Raw genomic sequence first — 17,414 nt, forward strand, 5'->3', positions numbered from 1 at the left:
GTAGTCGGCGGTTTGGTTCTGCAACGGTGCCTGCAGTGGCTGGTAGTACGGATCGGCGGTGATGTCCGCGACGCCACCGCCCGGTGTCGCGCCACTGGCCACGGTGCCGTTCTTCAGGTTGATCGAGCCGTTCCAGATGCCGTTGGCGTCCAGGTACTGCTGGGAGTTCTGGTAGGCGGCAACGGCGTCGGCATAGCCATTGTCGTTCACCGGCGGCGGCGGTGCCGCCGGATCTGCAAGCACAGCCCCATCGTTCTGCTGGTAGAAGCCATCGGTAATGCTGGCCTGGATGTCCAGCTCATTGGCCGCGCGCACCGTCAGGATGGGTGCCTGGTCCTGGTAGCGATAGGCCAGGGTGATCTGGCCGTCGGACCCGGTAACACCGGCACCGAGGTTCCAGTTGGTCAGCACCGAGATCGTGCCGCCGTTGTTGCCGTCCAACGGATTGCGCAGGTCGATGCCGGGGCGAACCGCCGCGTTGGCAATGCCGCTGAAACGGTCGCCAAAAGCAAAGCCTGGCTGTTCCACGAAACCCATCAGCGTTCCGGCACCCTGGCTGGCGTCGCCACCGATATAACCGTAGAACGTTTGATGATCGGCATTTGCCGAATCGGGCATGAAATAGTCGTTAGTAAGGTACTGTTTCAACTGTGCGTCGTCCAACGGCGCATCGAGCACGCTACCGGCTGCGTCCACCCACTTGCCGGCAACCATCGACGGCGCACCCGTACTACCGTCGGCATACCAGCCCGACGGGTCGATCACACCGTCGAAGTGTTTGCTCAGGTCGTCGTTCTTGTCGCCGCTGCTCCACACCGCAAAAGGCTCGATGTCCACCTGTCGCGCACCTGCAATGGACTTGCCACCGCCATCGATGGCAATGCGTACATCGCCATCGGCCAGCAGCGGCGCGCGGAAGCTCACATGGCCGCCCGTGGAGGGGTCACTGGACCCACCCGAGACGTCCACCAGCGCATTTGCGCCAAGATGGATGAAGCCCGAACCTGCCGCGTCCACGTTCTGGTACCCATAGGTGGTGTTCAACGAACCATTGGTCACGCCGTCGGTGTCGATCACCACATCGCCGCCACGCTGGCCGGTGATCGAACTGGTGGCGCGCAACGTGCCTTCGATATCCACGCCGCTCTTGCCGTAGAGCTCGATGTGGCTGCCCGAAGGCGCCGACGCGTCGATGGTTCCGTCAACGATCACATTGCCATCAGTGGCGCCGGGAAGGGCACCGCCGTTGGCGGTGAGGTAAACCTTCTGTGCCACCAGGTTGTGGCCGCCCGAGAGCTGCAGATTGCCCGCGCCGCTGGTGACCCCCACCATGCCGGTCAAGCCGGCATCCGCGGCCATGGCGGCAATGGTGTCCAGGTCCACGGCCGCGCCCGATGTCAGGCTGAAATAACCGCCGCGGTAACCATCGCCTGCGTGGCCATTGATCTGTCCATCGAGCGTCGCAGAGCCGCCAGCCGTTAAGTTGAGGCTACCGGCATCGCCACCCTGCGCAGCTCCAGCGAAATCAAGCCAGGCGCCCGGCTGCAGGTTCACATTGCCATGGGTTGCCGTGATCGTCAGTGCGCCGCCGGGTGCATAAGTCTGGGTATCGAAGAAGGTCTTGTTGACCCCAGCAGTGTCCGCGCGGCTTCCGGCCAGGAAGTCGATATTGCCCGACGTAGCCGTGAGGTCCAGGTTGCCTGCAGCGGCCTGCAGGTCACTGCCGATGGCAAGGCTGCCCGCCTGCAGCGTAAGCGCGCCACCCATCGCATCACGCCGCAGGGCTGTGCCCGCACCCGGGGCGACGGTCATGGCGCCAGTGGTGGTAAGGCTCGTATCGGCGCCACTGTCGGCCATCAGGATCGGTGTCTGCAGGTGCACGTCCAGGCTGCCAAAGTCCACGCCGCCAGTTCCCTGCCCCACCATGCCCTGCGTGGCGGTTGCCGCAAAGCTGCCGAAGCCCTGTAAGGTAGTGGTTCCGGGGCCGAAGTCGATTTCGTTGGCTTGCGCGGCAAAGCTACCGCTGCCCGCCGCGAAGCTTCCGTCCTGGCTTCCCAGGGTGTTGCCCAGGCGCAGGGTTCCGGCCTCTACCGCCACCTGCCTACCGTCGCTGGCGAGCACCGGCGCACTTAGTTCCAGCGTATTGTCGAGCGAGACGTTCACGTCGCCGATGAAGTCGATGGCGCCGCGGCTGCGCAAGGTTACCGAGTCGGCATTACGGAACAGGTTCAGCGTCTGCGGACCGATCACGAGCCCACTCAGGCCGGCTGACCCATCGTTGCCGACAAAGGTGATCAGGTTGCTGTTGGCGTCGATGGCTTTGCCTGTAAATGTCGCCGTGGGATCAACCACCGTAGCGCCAGTGGCATCGAGGGTGAGCGCACTGCCACCATCGATGCTGGCACTTGCATCGATGGTCAGGCGGCCCTGCGACGTACCTGCCACGCCACCCACGCCCGGAACCTGGAAGCGCGTCGTGGTGGCGGCACCGTTCTGTGAAACACGCAGCATGGAACCGTCCCCGCTCACGCCGGGTACACTGGCGCCGTTGGCATCGACCGACGGATCGCTGCCGAACACCAGCGCATGCGTACTTGAAGGATTGCCGTCGCCACGGGCCTGGATCACGCCGCCACTTTCCACCAGCACGCCTTCCGCATCGGCATTGGCCGTGCCGCGCGTGACCAGCATGATTTCCTGGCCGACCAATGGATGGGTCGCATCGTTGGACAGCACCACGCTATCGGCCACGCTGGTGATCTGGTCACCATTATCTGCCGCGCTTCGCGTACCCCCCACCAACAGGCTGCCGGCACCCAGTTGGGTGAGGCCATCGGCCGAGAGTTGCAGGTAACCATCGCGTGCGGTCTCGCCATCGCCCAGGACCTGGATCGCCTGGGCGGCGATGTCCACCTGGGAGCTACGTCCATCCTCAGCCGGTTCAGCTGTCAGGGTTGCACCCAGGTCGAGGGTCTTGCCGGCGGAAAGCACCAGCCGTGCGGCATCGCGCGGCGTAGGCGGCGCGACGTTACCCGCCTTGCTGGCCAGGTTGTCGAAGAACGTATCGGCGTCGGAAAGGGTGTACTGCGAATACTGCTGCCATACCGGGCCGCCCTGTAACAGGAACGTAGTGGTCTGCGCCGAACGCGAACCACTGAGTGCGTTGGCCATGTAACCCACCGCGCTGATGGTGCCGTCGGGCTGGATCGCCGTGCGGCCGGCCACGCCAGCGGGCGCGCCGGTGTCCTGGACCACGCGGAATGCTCCGGGGAGGGTGGCATACCCCGCTGGCAACAAGGTGTACGTGCCATCGGGCAAGCCCGGCACGCCCGACAGATAGATAGCCTGGCCCAACAACGGCGGAATGTTTCCGTTCAACTGGATCGATGTGTCGTGGGCCGCCACTGGCGCGTGATAGCCCGGCACGATGGCGTACACCGCACGACCATCGGCATATTGCGGCACTGCCGTGCCCGAACCATTGCCTTGCGTGAAGTCCGTGCTGTACTGGGCAAGCACGTCACGCGTGCCACCGGTACCGGGTACCCATTCCTGGGCTTGCAGCTTGCCGCCGCCGGAAAGGTCGATACCCGCACCCTTGTCCAGGGCAAGGTTCGTGCCGCCGATGGTGATCTGCCCGGACGGCGGTGCGGTGATGTCGGCCGAATTGACGTCAGTTGAAACGTTGTAACGCCATTCCGTGCCGTCAACGGTGGTTCCGAAGGGAACAGTGGCGCCATCGAGCGACACGGAAGTCAGGCTGCCATCGGCAAGATGCACGCTCTTCGTGGCAACCAGGGGGAACAGCGACGGATCCAGTCCGAAGGCCGCCGCGTCGGCGGATGGGTCCTTCACGCCAAGTACCAGGGTGCCGGCGGGCACCTTGATGCTGCCTTCCTGCTCAATGTGGTCCGCGCTCACCAGCAGCGCGCCACCGGCGGAAAGCGGAGCATCGGATGGACCGTTGGGCAGGAAGGTTATCGTGGTTTCACGTGCGTTCCCATTGGCATCGGCGATACCCGATGCGTTGGCGTCGATCACGAACCGGTCATCGGTGGCCGGATAAAGCTGGGCCGCCTTGAAGGTGAGGTCGCCCGTGGTAAACAGCAGCCCCGTCGGTACCACACCGTTGATCGCGGCAAGGTTGTTGTTGAACCGGATGTCGCCGCTGGCGTTGAACGTCGCGCCGGCCCATTGCTGCAGATTGACGCTATCGCCAATGTCGATGAAGTCGGCATCGACGACAAGGTTTCCATCGCCTGCACGTGCGATGACGCCGGTGCTGCCACCGCCATTGAAGCTGGCGTATGGCGCACGGATGTGCACGGTGCCGTCACCCTGGGCGTAAGAACCCGCAATCGTCGCCAGGCTTGTGCTTTGGTCGGGCAAGGCGACGAGCGTGGATGCTTCGGCAGTAAAGGAGCGGGCGACATCGATGTCCACATCGCCGGCGAAACCGATCACCGACCCGGCGTTGAGGTCCAAGGTGGAGATGCCCGAGCCATGCAGGCGGTCGGCCACGAAATTCAGGACACCCGAAGGGCCATTTGCTTCCACCGTAGCGCCGGGTGTCAGCGAAGAATCCAGCGCGTCGCCCGACTGCCGTACCAGGATGCCCGCAGGGGTCGGCAATCCCACTCGGCTTGGTCCCAGGGTGGAGATGGTGAGCGTACCGCCGTCGGCCAGCGGACCGCCGCCGTGGGCCAAAAGCGTGCTGTCCACGTCAAGCCCGATGGTAGCTGCCAGGCTGATATCGCCAGCATCGCTCCACACCGGTGAACGCAGATAACCCAATGTGTCGCCGACGAAGAGCTGGGCGGCAACCGGCAGGTCAAACTGGTCTGCAACACCCGATACATCGATTCGGGAGCCTTCCCTGGCAAGCACGTAGCCGTCCTTGCTTGAAAGCGATACGGATCCTCCGGCCAGCACGACGCCCGCGCGAGGCGTGAACGGCAACGCGGTATCCGAAGGATCCCGCACCGGCGTCGCCAGCGGATCAATCAGGGCAACGCCTGAGGCGTCAAGCGAAGCGTCCGAGCCCAGCCACACTTGTGCAATGGTGGGTTGCTTGACGGAGTTCGCTAGGGTCGAGATGTCGATGCTGCCGCCATGTGCCGTCACGTCCCCAAGCACGGTGACCGACTTCTCGCTGGCGAGGTTGACGCTGCCGCCGGCATCCACGCCGATGGACGAACCATTGTCCAGCAGCAACGCGCCGGTAAGGCCCGGGTAACTGGGGGGGCCGAGCGATCCGCTTGCGGCTATACGGTTCCATCCAAGATAGTTACCCGCGGCCAGGCTGAAACCTGGACCGCGACCATCCGCCGTGTCGCGCGTCGCCCAGCGGTGATAAGCATCCAGGCTGCCGATGGCCGCATAGGAGTAGATATCGCTCCCCGTGGTCGCCGTGCGCAGCGCGTCAAGATCCGGCAGGAGGTTGTCGCGTTGCACTTTCACGGAGGTACCCGCGGCAACCGTCGCGTCCGCTATGGCACTCAAAGAATAGTTGTCAAAACCCTTGCCGGCGAAGAATCCGGCGTCGAGATGGAGCGTATCGGGTGTCAGCAGATGATTGCTGTCGCCGCCAATCTCGATCGCCGGCGCCTGTAAGGTGAAGTTGCCGCCACCGCTGAAACCGTAGCCCAGGATGCTGCCGCCCATGGTGATACGGCCACCGTGCAAGGTGGTCGGCGAGCTGGCATTCACGCCGAACACCTGCGGGCCACCATAGGTCACCAGCGACACATCGCCGCCCTCACCCTCGGGCACGCCGTCGCGGATGCGAACCAGGCCATCGGCGCCTACGTAACCGCCGCCGGAGACATCAATCATGCTGCCGGCCTGCAGCACGATCGACCCTGTGCCATCGACGAGTTTGTCGGGACTGCCCAAATAGGCCTGGTCCGTGGTCAGGCTAACGCTGCCACCGTTGATGTAGAGGTCGCCCTGCAAGGCATCGGAACTTGCACCGCTATCATTTACCCACAGCCCACGCGTGCTGACAACGGCGCTATCACCCAGCGTAATGTCCGCGCCCTGCAGCGACGCCGAGCCATCCTCACCGGCCTGCGCGCTCGGCGTGTGGGTGGTCAACTGTATCTGGCCCGACGGTGCGGTGAGCGTACCGAGGATGTCGATGCGGGAGCCTTCCAGGTTGATCAACCCGCCGGGCGCGACCGCCAGCACCGTGCCCGGCGCCTCCACGATCGGTGCGTAGTTCCCGAAGGAGTCCGCATTGATCGTGACACTGCCGAACCCGGCACGGGTAATGGTGTCGGCTGGGATAATCAGCCAGTTCCGCAGGTTATCTTCCGTTGTCGCGGTTGCGTCCTGTGAGGCGAGAACCATGTCCCAGGGGGTATCGGCAGCGAAACCCGGAACCAGGTCATCGAGAGTGAGCGATGACTGCTGCAAACGGATGCCTGGTGTAGTCGCCCGGCGAATGGTCGAGGCTGGCATGACCTCGATTTCCAGTATCCCGGGTGCGGGCGGCGTGCCGTTGACGATCTGGTTGCGGCCGACATACGCGATAGCCGAGATATCGCCGTCAAGCACCAGTGCATCGTCGGCATCGATGGTCAGGCTGCCGGCGGCGCTGCCGCTGATGAAACCTTCATCCCAGCGCCGGGTCCCTGCAAGGATCGGCGAATTGTACGTTTGCGAAACACCCCAGCGCGGGTGGTTAATCGAGTACTGGCCCGCAAACCCGACGTAATCCATTTGCGGATCGGCCGTGGCGATGTTGTAAATGCGGCCGTCGGCACCGAGCAGGTTGGGGGTGTCTATCCAGCCCGCCTGGTAGGCGAGGTAGCCGCCATCGAGCTTTAGCTGGGCGCCCGAGTGTACGATCACCTCATCGCCGTTCAGGCTGATGGCGCCACCTCGCGTGAGCATCTGCGAAATATCACGCGGCACGTTGTCGACATAGCCAGCCACGTTCAGGATGGGGCTGCCGACCCAGTCCAGGCCGTCGGCGCGCGTTCCCGACTGGCTGCTGTCGATCAGGATGTCTTTTTGCGTATACAGGAAGCTGTTGCGCAATAGCGGGGAGTTCGCCAGTTCGTTTTGGCCAATACGCGGGATGTCCACTAACAACGCCGACACCGGCAGCACGACATTGGCCAACCCGGAGACGTCGATCACCGCGCCGTCGTCGACGTATACTCTGCCGGCGTTGGGCAACGGCAGCGAATTCGCATTGTTCCGAATGGCGGCGACATCGAGGGTTGCGGCCGGCGCTTCGACTTGCGAGCCGCTGGCGAATGTCACTGTGCCGCCGACGAGAGTGACCGCACCGTTCACGAAGACCTTGTCGGCGCTTGGGCTGGACGAAGTGGTGGCGCCATCCTTCTCAGGCAGGATGGTGGTGACCGATCCCGTGCCGAACGTCAGGCTGCCAGACCGAGCGAATGAACCGATGGTAACGGTAGAACTGTTGCCGTAATCCTGTGCCCGCAGTTCGATGCTGCCCGGCTGGCTGATGCTGGTGGAAGCCAGCACAACACCTTCCTGGTCCACGTTGTAGCCGAGCAGCTGCACGCCGCCGCGACGTGCCTGCACCAGGCCAGTGTTTAGCGCAGTTCCACGGTTCGCCAGATAATCCTGGCCGGAGAATATCAGCGTGCTGGCATATGCGTGCAGGGGGCCGGTAGCACCGGTGCTGCCCACGTTGGTTGCGGCTACCAGGATCGCTTGCCCATCGTCAGCCACCACCTGGCCGGCATTGCTAACATTTGGCGCCGCCACCAGTGCGAAGCCCTGGGCACCGGTGCTCAGCGAAGCACCCTTCTCGATCACTACGTCATGCTTCTGGCCGTCCGTGAAATCAGAGACCAACATACCTTGGCGGGGTGCACCATCGGGTGTTGCAGCCAGCCCCTCATTCAAGAACGTCGTGTTGCTGGTAACTACATCCGAACTAAACAAATCCAACGACGACACCAACAACGAATGCGTATTAACCGTACTGCCACCACCAAACAGGAACCCGTTCCGGTTAAGCAGGTACACCGTACCCTCAGCCTTCACATGCCCCAGTATCTGGCTCGGCGAATCCCCCGCCGCGATACGATTAAGCGCGATCCACTGGTTGCCGCCGCTGGTCTGGTTACCCGCACTCTGGTTGAAGTAAAGCGTGGTATCACGCCCCACATTGAAGCTATCCCAGTTCAGGATCGCCTTGGCGGCCGTCTGCTTCACTTCCACGGTGGTCTGGCCATTGGCCACGCTCTGCGTGGGCGCATTGGCGTTCTGCCACAACGTGGGATCGGTGGCGATGCCTGCCGCCGGCGCAAGGCCGCCGACGGCCAGGCCATTGGGGATATTCGACGGTATCGTGCCGGCAAGGCTGGCGGCGGCCTTCTGCGCAGCCATCTGCGCGGCCACAGCCTGCGCCGCATTGTTCAGGTTCGTAATCGACTGCTGCACATTCTTCTGCAGCAAGGCATTGCCCGGCGTCAAAGCGCCACCCGTGTTCGCTCCGCCCGTGCCCGGCGTGGTCACGTTGCTCGAAGCGCCAGGCTGCCCCTTCTGCGCCAGCCATGCCGCACTGAATGCCTGTGGTCCGGCGGCATGCGCATTCATGCTGCCCGCGGCCAGTGCCAGTGTGATCAACTGCGCCAGTGTGCGTCGGCGCAACGCCGGGCGGCGGTTGGCGGGAAGGTTGGATGCACGTGCGCTCATGGGCTTGTCCGGTGTGCGGCGATCCTGCCGCCAAAGGTCGCGCGCGTCCCTGCGCACGGTAATGACGCTGGTGTGCCACGTTTCATTGCGCGTGGATGACAGTGGGCCATGGCTGTCATTCCTCGCTGTTCAAGCTGTTGCGGGTCATCGAAGCGATTTCAGGATCAAGGCCCGGCAGAGCCGCCAGGGCCGCCAGTTCGTCGGCGGCAAGCTCGGCCAGCACGTGGTGGATTGCCGAGCGCCAGCCCTCGGAGCACCAGGCGTTGAGTACGTGCAACAGCACCTTCAGGGGCGGCAATTCTTCGGTGTGGTGGTCAACGCGACGCAATCGAAGCTTCGATTCCACGACATAACGCGCGCGGCCCGTCAGCACGTGGGTCTCGGATTCGAGCAGGATCGCCAGCACCTCGCGGGAGCAGCGGTCCAGCACCACGTCGGCATTGGGCTGGTGCCGCTCGGCGATCAGCTGGTGAATCGCCTCGGCCAATGCGTCAGGCACGCTCATCGGTAGGCCGCGAGCGGCCCAGGCCGCTGCCCTTGCTGTAGACGTTCTTCCATGATGCGTGCCTGGTTGCATCAGCGCCCCGGAGCCTGCTTGGCCGGGTCGAAGCGCTGGTCGTAGAGTTTGTCGCCAAAGGCTTGCGCTGCGTTCTCCAGGCGCACCCGCGCACTGGCGGCAAAAGGCTGCCGTGCCGACATCACCTGGCCCATGTCGATGTGTTCGTAGGCATCAAGGATCTCCTTGCCCACGTCGTAGAGTTGGATGTTCTTCGCAGCGCAGGTATCGAGCCTGGCATTGACCTGTTCAAGCTGTCCCGCCAGGCGCGCGCGTTCGGTTTCGGTGGCGCGTGCGGCCGTGGCGGACTGGTCATAGTCATGCTTGTAGCGGTCGGCCGTGGTCTGCAACGTCTGCTGGCGGGCACGCTCACTGGCCAGTGCCTGGGCATCGCCGGCGCTGCGTCCCTTGCTGCTGGCAAGCTCGGCACGGGCGGCTTCGGCTTCCTTGCGCGCCGCGTCACGCTCGGCTTCAAGGGCAGCATTGCGCGATTGCAGCTGGGCCTGTTGGCCCTGCATGTCCTGCACCTGCCCCTGCAGCTGGCGAAGCTGGTCGCGCAAACGCGATTCAAGGCTGGCCGGTTGCGCAACGACGCTGCCTGCAAATACCAGCGACAGCAGGAGTGCAAGCGGTAGAAGGGTACGTTTTTTCATCATCGCCTCCTAGAACCGCGCGTTCATTTCAAGCTGGATCACGTCAATCGACAGCGGCGGCCCGTACACCTGCTTGGCATTGAAGTAGCGCGCTGACAACCAGGTGTACTTGTTCAGGCCGTAGCTGCCGCTAAACACGAAGCCCTTGGCGTTGGTGCCGCCCAGGTGGAAGTCCGGATCGTTCAGGCCATCGACCACGGCATCCGGCTGCAGGTACTTGTAAGCGAACACCACGTTCCAGTCGTTGACTTCGGTAGGCTGCGGATGGCCAAGGGTGGCGCGCAGCATCCAGCCCACCGGACCGCTCTTGTAGCTGTCGGCGGTGATATCACCGCTGCCGAAGTTGTTCACCAGCCGGTTCAGCCCGATGTTCGGGCCGAAGGCATCGGCGCTGTGGTAAGACATGTTGCGCACGTACTCAGCCTCCAGGCGAAGCGGCGTACCGGCTACGTGCATGTCCAGCTGGGTGATCGCATCGGCCAGGTGGTAGTCGTACACCAGGCCCACGAACTGCGGTTGGGCGTAGGCGCTGGGCGAGGACGGATCGGGCACGATGTCACGCAGCAGGAACAGCGAGTTGCCCTTCTGCATATAGGCCGGGCGCGTGTTGTCGGTGCTGCAGAAATCCACGCCCTGGTAGATCGCGCATGGGCTGGACAACTCACCGCGCAAGTCGTTGAAGCGGTAATAGGCCAGCGCGGTCTTCCACTGCGTGTCTTCGCTGATCTTCCAGTTCACGCCCACCTGGGCGGCGGTCAGCCACTTGTCGCGGCTGGAATCCTTCGGGCTCTGGGTGCTGGGGAAGTCATCGGCCTGGTACTCGATCGGGAACATGCCCGCCGTGGCAAAACCGCTGAGGTCGCCAACCAGCGGCACGTTGAACTTGCCGGCAAGGCCGTCGAAGTTCAGGTCGTTGGCAAACAGCAGGTCGCTGCTCATGAACGGGTTGGGCATGCGGCCACCGGTAATGGCGAACCAATCGGCCGGCTTCCAGGTCAGGTAGGCCTGGTCGAGCCAGAGATCCTTCTTGGTGAAGCCGCCGCCCAGGGTCTGCGTGGTCGACACCGGATTGTTGTCGTTGCCGGTACCCAGGGCGATGCCTGCGCTTACCGTGTCACCCAAGGTGATGTCGGCCTTCAGGCGCGCTCGGATGCGCAGCGAGTTGGTGCGGTTTTCCAGCGTGTTCAACAACGGCGGCGGGTTCTGCGAATTGAGGTCGTAAGGGCCATTGCGGTTGAGCGAGGCGAAGTCGACCACTGGCGAGGCATTGCCCTTGTCGAAGTAGTTGAATTGGTCGCGGAAGCGCATGTCGCCGGACCACGCAATGCGGTCGAGCCAGCCTGGCAGGGCGTCGGGCTGGGCCCAGTGCTCCGCGCGCGCCTGCGCCATCACTTCCTGCTTCACTTCATCGCGGATCTGGTTACGCACCACCTGCGGCACGTACTGCACATGCACCGGGCCCGTGGCGGGAACGGCCTGGTCGGCCGGCGGCACGGCGGCGGGCGTTGCCTGCGCAGCTTCCGCGTTGGCCTGTGCGATCAGGCCATCGGCGTCAGCCTGGGTCAGCACGCCGCGCTTCACCAGCAGGCGCACCAGGTTGATCGTGGCGTTGGACGACGGCGAGGTCTGTGCCATCGCCGGGGCCGCGCCCAGCGCAAGCCCGATGGCCACCGCCAGCACGCCGAACCGAAGCGAGCGCTGAAGGGCTTTGTGCATGGTCATGCTTTTCTCCGGAACTTTAAAAAGTCGTGTGCTGTTCATGGGCATGGATAAGTCAGCCGGGTCGGCGGCCGCGGATCAGCACGCGCAAGGGGAAGTGCGTGGTTGCCGGCGGTGGCACATCGACCGCGGGCATTGCCCGCAAGGCCTCGGCCAGCGCGGCATCGGTTTTTTCACTGCCGGTAGAATTGACCAGCTGCGCGCGGGTAAGCCGTCCATCGGGATCCATCCAGATGTCCACGCGCACCTCGAAGGCGAGGCGGTTGACGCGTTCGTCGCGCTGCACGGCCTGCTGTATGGCATAACCCAGGTACTGGTCGTACGACGCACCGCCGACACCCGTACCGCCATTGGCGCCCACCATGCCGCCGCCCTCGCCCGCGCCGATGTTGAAGGCGTCGTTGCCGGCCTGGGCGGGACCATTGATGGTCACCTGCTTGGCGGTGTCCGGTGCCTGCTTGGGCGCTTCAACGGGCTTCGCCGGGCTGTTCGGCTTCGGCAATTCCTGTTCCACTTCCTGCTTCTTCGGCTCCGGCGGCTTTTCCTTCGGCGGCGGGGGTGGCGGAGGCAATGGCGTGATGGTGGCGATGCGCGGCGCCGAGCGGCGCACGCCCACTTCGCTGCCGGCGAACTTCCAGATGGCGAAGGCCGCCAGCAGCACTAGCGTCAACAGCACGATCCAGCCACGCCAGCGTTGCCAGCGCGCCGCACCCGGCGAGGGCTCGACCCAGTTGGGAGGACCTGACGTCATGTGGACTGCTTGCCCGTGACCAGGCCCACCTGGCTCAGATCCAGTCGGCGCAGCAGATCGAGGATGTCCACCACCTTCTGGTACTGGACATTGGCATCACCTTTCACGATCACCGGGAAATCGGGTGTGGATGCCTTCTGCGTGCGCAGCCGCTGCTCGAGCTCATCCAGGGTTACCGGGAAGGCATCAAGGAAGATCTGCCCGGTTTCGGACACCGTGATGGCCTTGGTCTGCGCCTTGGAAAGGCTCACCGAGGCGCTGGCCTTGGGCAGGTTCACCTTCACGCCCTGCACCGAGGCCGTGGTCATGATGATGAAGATCACCAGCAGTACGTACGCCAGGTCGAGCATGGGCGTGATGTTGATGTCGTCGTACGGCTTGTCGTCGTCCTGGGCGCGCATGGGATACTTCCTCTAGCCTTCCAGGGATTTCTGGTCGACGCTGCGATGCAGCTCGGCCAGGCGCGTGGTGAACTCATCGACGAACACCTGCATGTTCGCGGTGACGTTCTTGTTGCGGGTAAGCAGGTAGTTGTAGCCAAACAATGCCGGGATCGCGACGACAAGGCCTGCGATCGTGGCCAGCAGCGCCGCGGCGATGCCGGGGGCGATGGCGTTCACGTTCACGTCGCCCGCGGCGGCAATGGCGGCGAAGGTGATCATCACACCCACCACCGTTCCCAGCAGGCCCAGGAAGGGCCCGCCGGAAATCGCGATGGTCAGCAGCACCATCGATTTGGACAGTGCCTGGTTCTCGCGCACAAGCGTGGCATCCATGGCAGCGCGGATCGCTTCGATCGATTCGGAGGCGATCACCACATGCCCGCTGCTATCACGGCGGCGCCAGACTTCCCGGGCGCCGGTGGCGTACAAGTGGTACAGCGACGACTCGCCGAATTCCCGGCGGCCGCCGGCGTTGGCCGTATCGGAACCTGCCAGGCCAAGCAGGTCGTTGCCCAGTTCGTGGTAGCGCGACAGGAAACGATCGTTGGCCGCGGTGATGGTGGACACATAGCGCCCCTTGCGCCACATCACCACCCACGACAGCACCGCCATGATCATCAGGATGCCGATCACCACCCATGCATCGGCGGTGACGGACTTGACGATGATGCCGAAGTAACCAAAGCCGGCGCCCGACTTCTTCTCGTCTTCGCCGTACTGCACCAGCTTGGTTTCGGCGCCCTGGGCATACGCATCAAGATGCACGACGGTGGCGGAGCGGGCGATGCGCGAGAGGCGAAGTTCGTCCAGATCACCCACGAAAGGCGCGGTGACTGGCGCGGGCGTGTTCGTGGCCCCGCCCGTGATCGCATCCGAGGCGGCATCCGCGCCAATCGTGGCGGCGACGGTAAAGGCCGGCAGTGCGGCGGCGACGTCACCATAGGGCGCGCCGTTCACATACAGCTGGACCTTGCCGTTGGCGGCCGTAACGGCGATATGCGTCCACTGCCCGGCTTTGATGGCACCCGCCGTGGCGTTGGGCTGCGAGGCCACGCCGTTGACGTCGACGAAGGGAAGGCCACCGGCATCCAGGCCCACCAGGAGGTCACGGCCATCCTGGCGCCGCGCATAAACCAGTTCACGGGCGGTGGGAAGCGCGTCCACTTTCAGCCAGGTGCTGAAGGTGAAGCCGCCACCGTCGGTGGTATTGAGCGATGCACTGCTCGGCAGTACCAGCGGCGAGCTGCCGTCCAGGTGCGCCGCCTTGCCGATCACACCATCGATGGTGCGCACGGCACCGTGTTGCGCGTTGTTGGCGTAGGCGGTGGCGTCTTTCGGGCTCGACCCGGCTGCATCGTCGAAGTGATAGACCAGGCTGTAGTCGGCGTCGAACACCGCGCTGCCCTTGCCTGTGGCCACCGCCTTGCTGTTGCCGTAGTACATCCAGATAGGCTGCTGCGTGGACACACCGATATCCGGGATATCCACCCAGATCATCGCTACGCCCAGCAATGGATCAAAGCGCTCGATCTGGTAGTTCAGGGGCGTCTTGCCGTCGGCAGCGATGAAGCGGATGTCACCACCGCCCTCACCCACACCGTCGAACTGGAAATTGCCCGAGTGCAGGCGAATCAGCAGGGGTACGCGCCCCGTCGCCTGGGTCAGGTTGCCACCGGCAGGCGTGCTGTCGATGGTGATCGCCTTCCGATAGGCGTAATCGGAATCCCACCAGGACGTATCGGCGCGAACCACCTGGGGCAACCAGGCAAGAACGATGAGGCAGGCCAAGGTCAAAAATCGCATAGCTTGTATTCCCCTGAAAGTACGGTCCCCGGCCTTGCGGCCTACAGATCCGCCCTGAGACTGAAATGGATGCGTGTGTCGTGCGCGCGCGTGGACTGTCCGTCCTTGAACGGAAAGGCGACCTCGAGCGTGCCGGAAAGGATGTTGAACACTTCAAAGCGCGTACCCAGGCCTGCACTCAGAAGGTTGAAGCGGGTCTGGCGCGTGTCGCCCAGGCTCGGGTCATTCACGTCCACCGGCTGGGCCAGCGCATTGGAAAGCAACAGGTGGGCGGCGTCGACGAAGGCATGGAATCGCAGGTCGTTGACCGGCTTACCAAGGTTGCCTCCCAGCGATGGGGTGCGCAGTTCCACCGAACCGATCACGCCGTGGTCGGCGGTGTCTTCCGCTTCCAGGTAACCGCGCACGGAACTGTCGCCGCCCGCGGCAAACTGTTCGCTCGATACCAGCGATGTGTTCGATGCCTGGGCACTGCCACGCAGCGCCATGCTGAAGCCGTTGGTGAAGTTGTACACATGACCCAGGTCGCCCTTCGCGTAGAAGAAGTCAGCCTTGGCCTGGTAGCGCTGGTTGTCGAACTGTGCCGAGTTGCTGCCGCCGGCGCGCATGCCCGCCGTGGCGCCGATGGAGAACGTGGTGGTGGATTTTTCCCGTGCCACCTGCCCGCTGTAGGTGGCGGTGAAGGGAATATAGGTGATCGGCGATTTCGACTCGGCGCCGTTGAAGCCTATGTTCTGGTCGAAATGCTTGCGGCTTACGCCCAGGTTCACCGACTGCGCAAATCCGCCATGCGTGGGCAAGGTGGCGATGAACTGGAAGCCGAAGGCATTGCCCTTGCCCAGCACCGTGGTGCCACCGACGATATTCGCGTTGCTGTTGGATTTGTACGCCGTGCCCAGCACGCTCCAGGTGTCGTCCAACGGTGCCAGGTAGGAACCGGCATACACCTCGGCGGCCTGGCGGTCGGACGGCGCCACGATATAGGTGAACGAAGCGGACTGTCCCTTCTGCCACAGGTTGTCGTTGCGCACCGAAGCCGTGGTGCGCAACTCCGGCGTGTTCACGCTGTGGTCGTTGTTCACTTCCACGCTGCCGTGCCAGGGCGAGGCGTCGTCTACCTTCAGGGTGACATCCATCGTCTGCGACATCGTGCCGGGCTTGAGCACCGGCACCACCTGCTGGCCCGGCTGGCGGTTTACCTGGGTTAGCTGGTCCTGGGCGTTGTGGAAATTCGGCAGGGTTCCTTCGGCAAGGGCCGGCACGGCGTCACGAATGGCCTGCGGCGAGTGATAGCGTGCACCTTCCACGCGCACGCGGCCGATGCTGTTCTCCATCACCTGCAGGTGGATCACGCCGCCCTTCACCGCCTGCTGCGGCACGTCCACCACCACCGACTGGTAGCCGCGATCCTGGTACACCTTCTGTAGTGCATCGCGCGCGCCATTGACGTCACCCATCGACCGGCCGGGGCCGAGGTACGGGTAGACGGCCGTCTCGATATCTAGGGCCGGCAACGCGGTGTTGCCATCCACCACGTATTCGTTGACATCGAATGTCGCCGGCGCGGCAGCAACGGGCGCCTCCTGTGCCGGTGTGACCGATGCCGCGGCCCACAGCATGCCCATGCCGACGCACAGCCCTCGCCTTGCCATGCGTAGCGGTGGCACACATCCGCTCATACGCCCACCCGCCGCCCGTGCTTGCTCACGCCGCCGTTTCCCCTGTGGTTAATCCGTTCGCACGCCGATAACGACGTGCTGCTCGTCTAACAGACGGACGCGGGCACGCCGCACTGAACCGTTGTCACAAAAGATTCACGTGCCACCGCCTCAGCCGAGGAGGATGACCCCGCCAGGCAACGTGGTGATGTCAGCGCCGTAGGCGTCGTGGATCAGCGTGGCAATGTCGGCCATCTGGTCGAGCGAGAACCGGGCGTGCACCTTGCGTGCCGCCAGTTCGCGGTTGGTCAGGATAATTTTGCCGGGGCGATAGCGATTGATATCGTCAATGACCGCCGACAGGGGTTCATCGTCATAAATCAGCAACTGGCGGCGCCACGCCATGGCTACGTCCGGGTTTACCGCCACGGCCACGCCCGGGCCCTGGTCGTCATAACCCAGTTGCTGCGATGGCTTCACCGTCGCTTCCAGGCCGCCACAGGCCAGTTCCGTGGAACCTTCCAGGCAGGTCACCTGGACGCCGCGGTCCATGCAGCGCACGTTGCACTCGCTCGATGCCGCCGCCAGCACGCGGCCGTTGCCGGCCTGCACGGCGAAGGGCTGGGCCAGCCACTGCCCGGTCGTGATCGTGGCCTCGCCTTCGAGCAGGGTCATGCCGCGACCGCCGGGTACTAGCCTGATCGCGGTTTGCGTATTCATTTCCACCACCACGCCGCGCGCCACTTCCACGCGGCGCTGTTCGCCCTTGGCCGTGCGCAGGTCCGCGCCGTCGGCTTCGAGCCATGCAGTGATGGGCGCCCGCGCCAGTAACACCGCGGCAGTGGCGGCCACGGCACCACCGATGAATGCACGGCGGCTCATGCGCGGACCGCCACGATCGCGGCTGGGCTGTTTCCGGCTCAGCTGCGAGCTCTCGCGGATATTCGGGGCATGGCGAGCCAGGTCTTCCCACAGCATGCGCGTGCGTGCAAATGCCTGGGCATGTGCCGGGCTGCGCGCGCACCACTGGCGGAACGCCTGGGCGTCGGCCACGGTGGCGTGGCCTGAGGTCAGGCGTAGTAACCACGCCTGCGCTTCCCGGCGCAGCTCGTCGTCCGTTGTCCGGTGGAATGGGTGACCGTCCAT

At 64.2% G+C, this 17,414-nt stretch carries 9 protein-coding genes; all 9 read right to left on the reverse strand.

What is annotated here, in order from left to right:
- On the reverse strand, nt 1–8,685 hold an 8,685-nt coding region (locus tag VGM61_RS12760), incomplete at its 3' end, for a filamentous hemagglutinin N-terminal domain-containing protein (RefSeq protein WP_331523209.1).
- A gap of 115 nt (nt 8,686–8,800) precedes the next feature.
- The gene (locus tag VGM61_RS12765) at nt 8,801–9,190 is read right to left on the reverse strand and encodes a hypothetical protein (RefSeq protein ID WP_331523210.1); all 390 of its coding nucleotides are present in this window, start codon (nt 9,188–9,190) and stop codon (nt 8,801–8,803) included.
- A 71-nt stretch (nt 9,191–9,261) separates the two neighbouring features.
- Complete coding sequence (locus tag VGM61_RS12770; RefSeq protein WP_331523211.1) at nt 9,262–9,894, reverse strand: hypothetical protein; 633 nt, start codon at nt 9,892–9,894, stop codon at nt 9,262–9,264.
- A gap of 9 nt (nt 9,895–9,903) precedes the next feature.
- On the reverse strand, nt 9,904–11,616 hold the full coding sequence (locus VGM61_RS12775) for a putative porin (protein WP_331523212.1): 1,713 nt from the start codon (nt 11,614–11,616) through the stop codon (nt 9,904–9,906).
- A gap of 52 nt (nt 11,617–11,668) precedes the next feature.
- The gene (locus VGM61_RS12780) at nt 11,669–12,364 is read right to left on the reverse strand and encodes a TonB family protein (protein WP_331523213.1); all 696 of its coding nucleotides are present in this window, start codon (nt 12,362–12,364) and stop codon (nt 11,669–11,671) included.
- A complete protein-coding gene (locus VGM61_RS12785) occupies nt 12,361–12,765 on the reverse strand; it encodes a biopolymer transporter ExbD (RefSeq protein WP_331523214.1) in 405 nt (134 codons plus the stop codon). Before VGM61_RS12785 ends, VGM61_RS12780 begins: the two co-directional genes overlap by 4 nt.
- 12 nt (nt 12,766–12,777) lie before the next feature.
- Nucleotides 12,778–14,610: a DUF2341 domain-containing protein gene (locus VGM61_RS12790; RefSeq protein ID WP_331523215.1), complete on the reverse strand. Its 1,833-nt coding sequence runs from the start codon at nt 14,608–14,610 to the stop codon at nt 12,778–12,780.
- A 41-nt stretch (nt 14,611–14,651) separates the two neighbouring features.
- Nucleotides 14,652–16,235 carry a ShlB/FhaC/HecB family hemolysin secretion/activation protein gene (locus VGM61_RS12795; RefSeq protein WP_331523216.1) on the reverse strand — a complete coding sequence of 528 codons (1,584 nt, stop codon included), beginning with the start codon at nt 16,233–16,235 and terminating at the stop codon, nt 14,652–14,654.
- Nucleotides 16,236–16,439: 204 nt separating this feature from the next.
- Nucleotides 16,440–17,414 carry a FecR family protein gene (locus VGM61_RS12800; RefSeq protein WP_331523285.1) on the reverse strand — a complete coding sequence of 325 codons (975 nt, stop codon included), beginning with the start codon at nt 17,412–17,414 and terminating at the stop codon, nt 16,440–16,442.

This window comes from Pinirhizobacter sp., from assembly GCF_036499745.1.
Lineage (GTDB): Bacteria > Pseudomonadota > Gammaproteobacteria > Xanthomonadales > Rhodanobacteraceae > Pinirhizobacter.

What these genes read in the sequence shown, in the direction of transcription:
- VGM61_RS12775 (WP_331523212.1), bottom strand. Translation starts at nt 11,616, where the DNA reads ATGACCATGCACAAAGCCCTTCAGCGCTCGCTTCGGTTCGGCGTGCTG.
- VGM61_RS12800 (WP_331523285.1), bottom strand. Translation starts at nt 17,414, where the DNA reads ATGGACGGTCACCCATTCCACCGGACAACGGACGACGAGCTGCGCCGG.
- VGM61_RS12790 (WP_331523215.1), bottom strand. Translation starts at nt 14,610, where the DNA reads ATGCGATTTTTGACCTTGGCCTGCCTCATCGTTCTTGCCTGGTTGCCC.
- VGM61_RS12795 (WP_331523216.1), bottom strand. Translation starts at nt 16,235, where the DNA reads ATGGGCATGCTGTGGGCCGCGGCATCGGTCACACCGGCACAGGAGGCG.
- VGM61_RS12770 (WP_331523211.1), bottom strand. Translation starts at nt 9,894, where the DNA reads ATGAAAAAACGTACCCTTCTACCGCTTGCACTCCTGCTGTCGCTGGTA.
- VGM61_RS12765 (WP_331523210.1), bottom strand. Translation starts at nt 9,190, where the DNA reads ATGAGCGTGCCTGACGCATTGGCCGAGGCGATTCACCAGCTGATCGCC.
- VGM61_RS12780 (WP_331523213.1), bottom strand. Translation starts at nt 12,364, where the DNA reads ATGACGTCAGGTCCTCCCAACTGGGTCGAGCCCTCGCCGGGTGCGGCG.
- VGM61_RS12785 (WP_331523214.1), bottom strand. Translation starts at nt 12,765, where the DNA reads ATGCGCGCCCAGGACGACGACAAGCCGTACGACGACATCAACATCACG.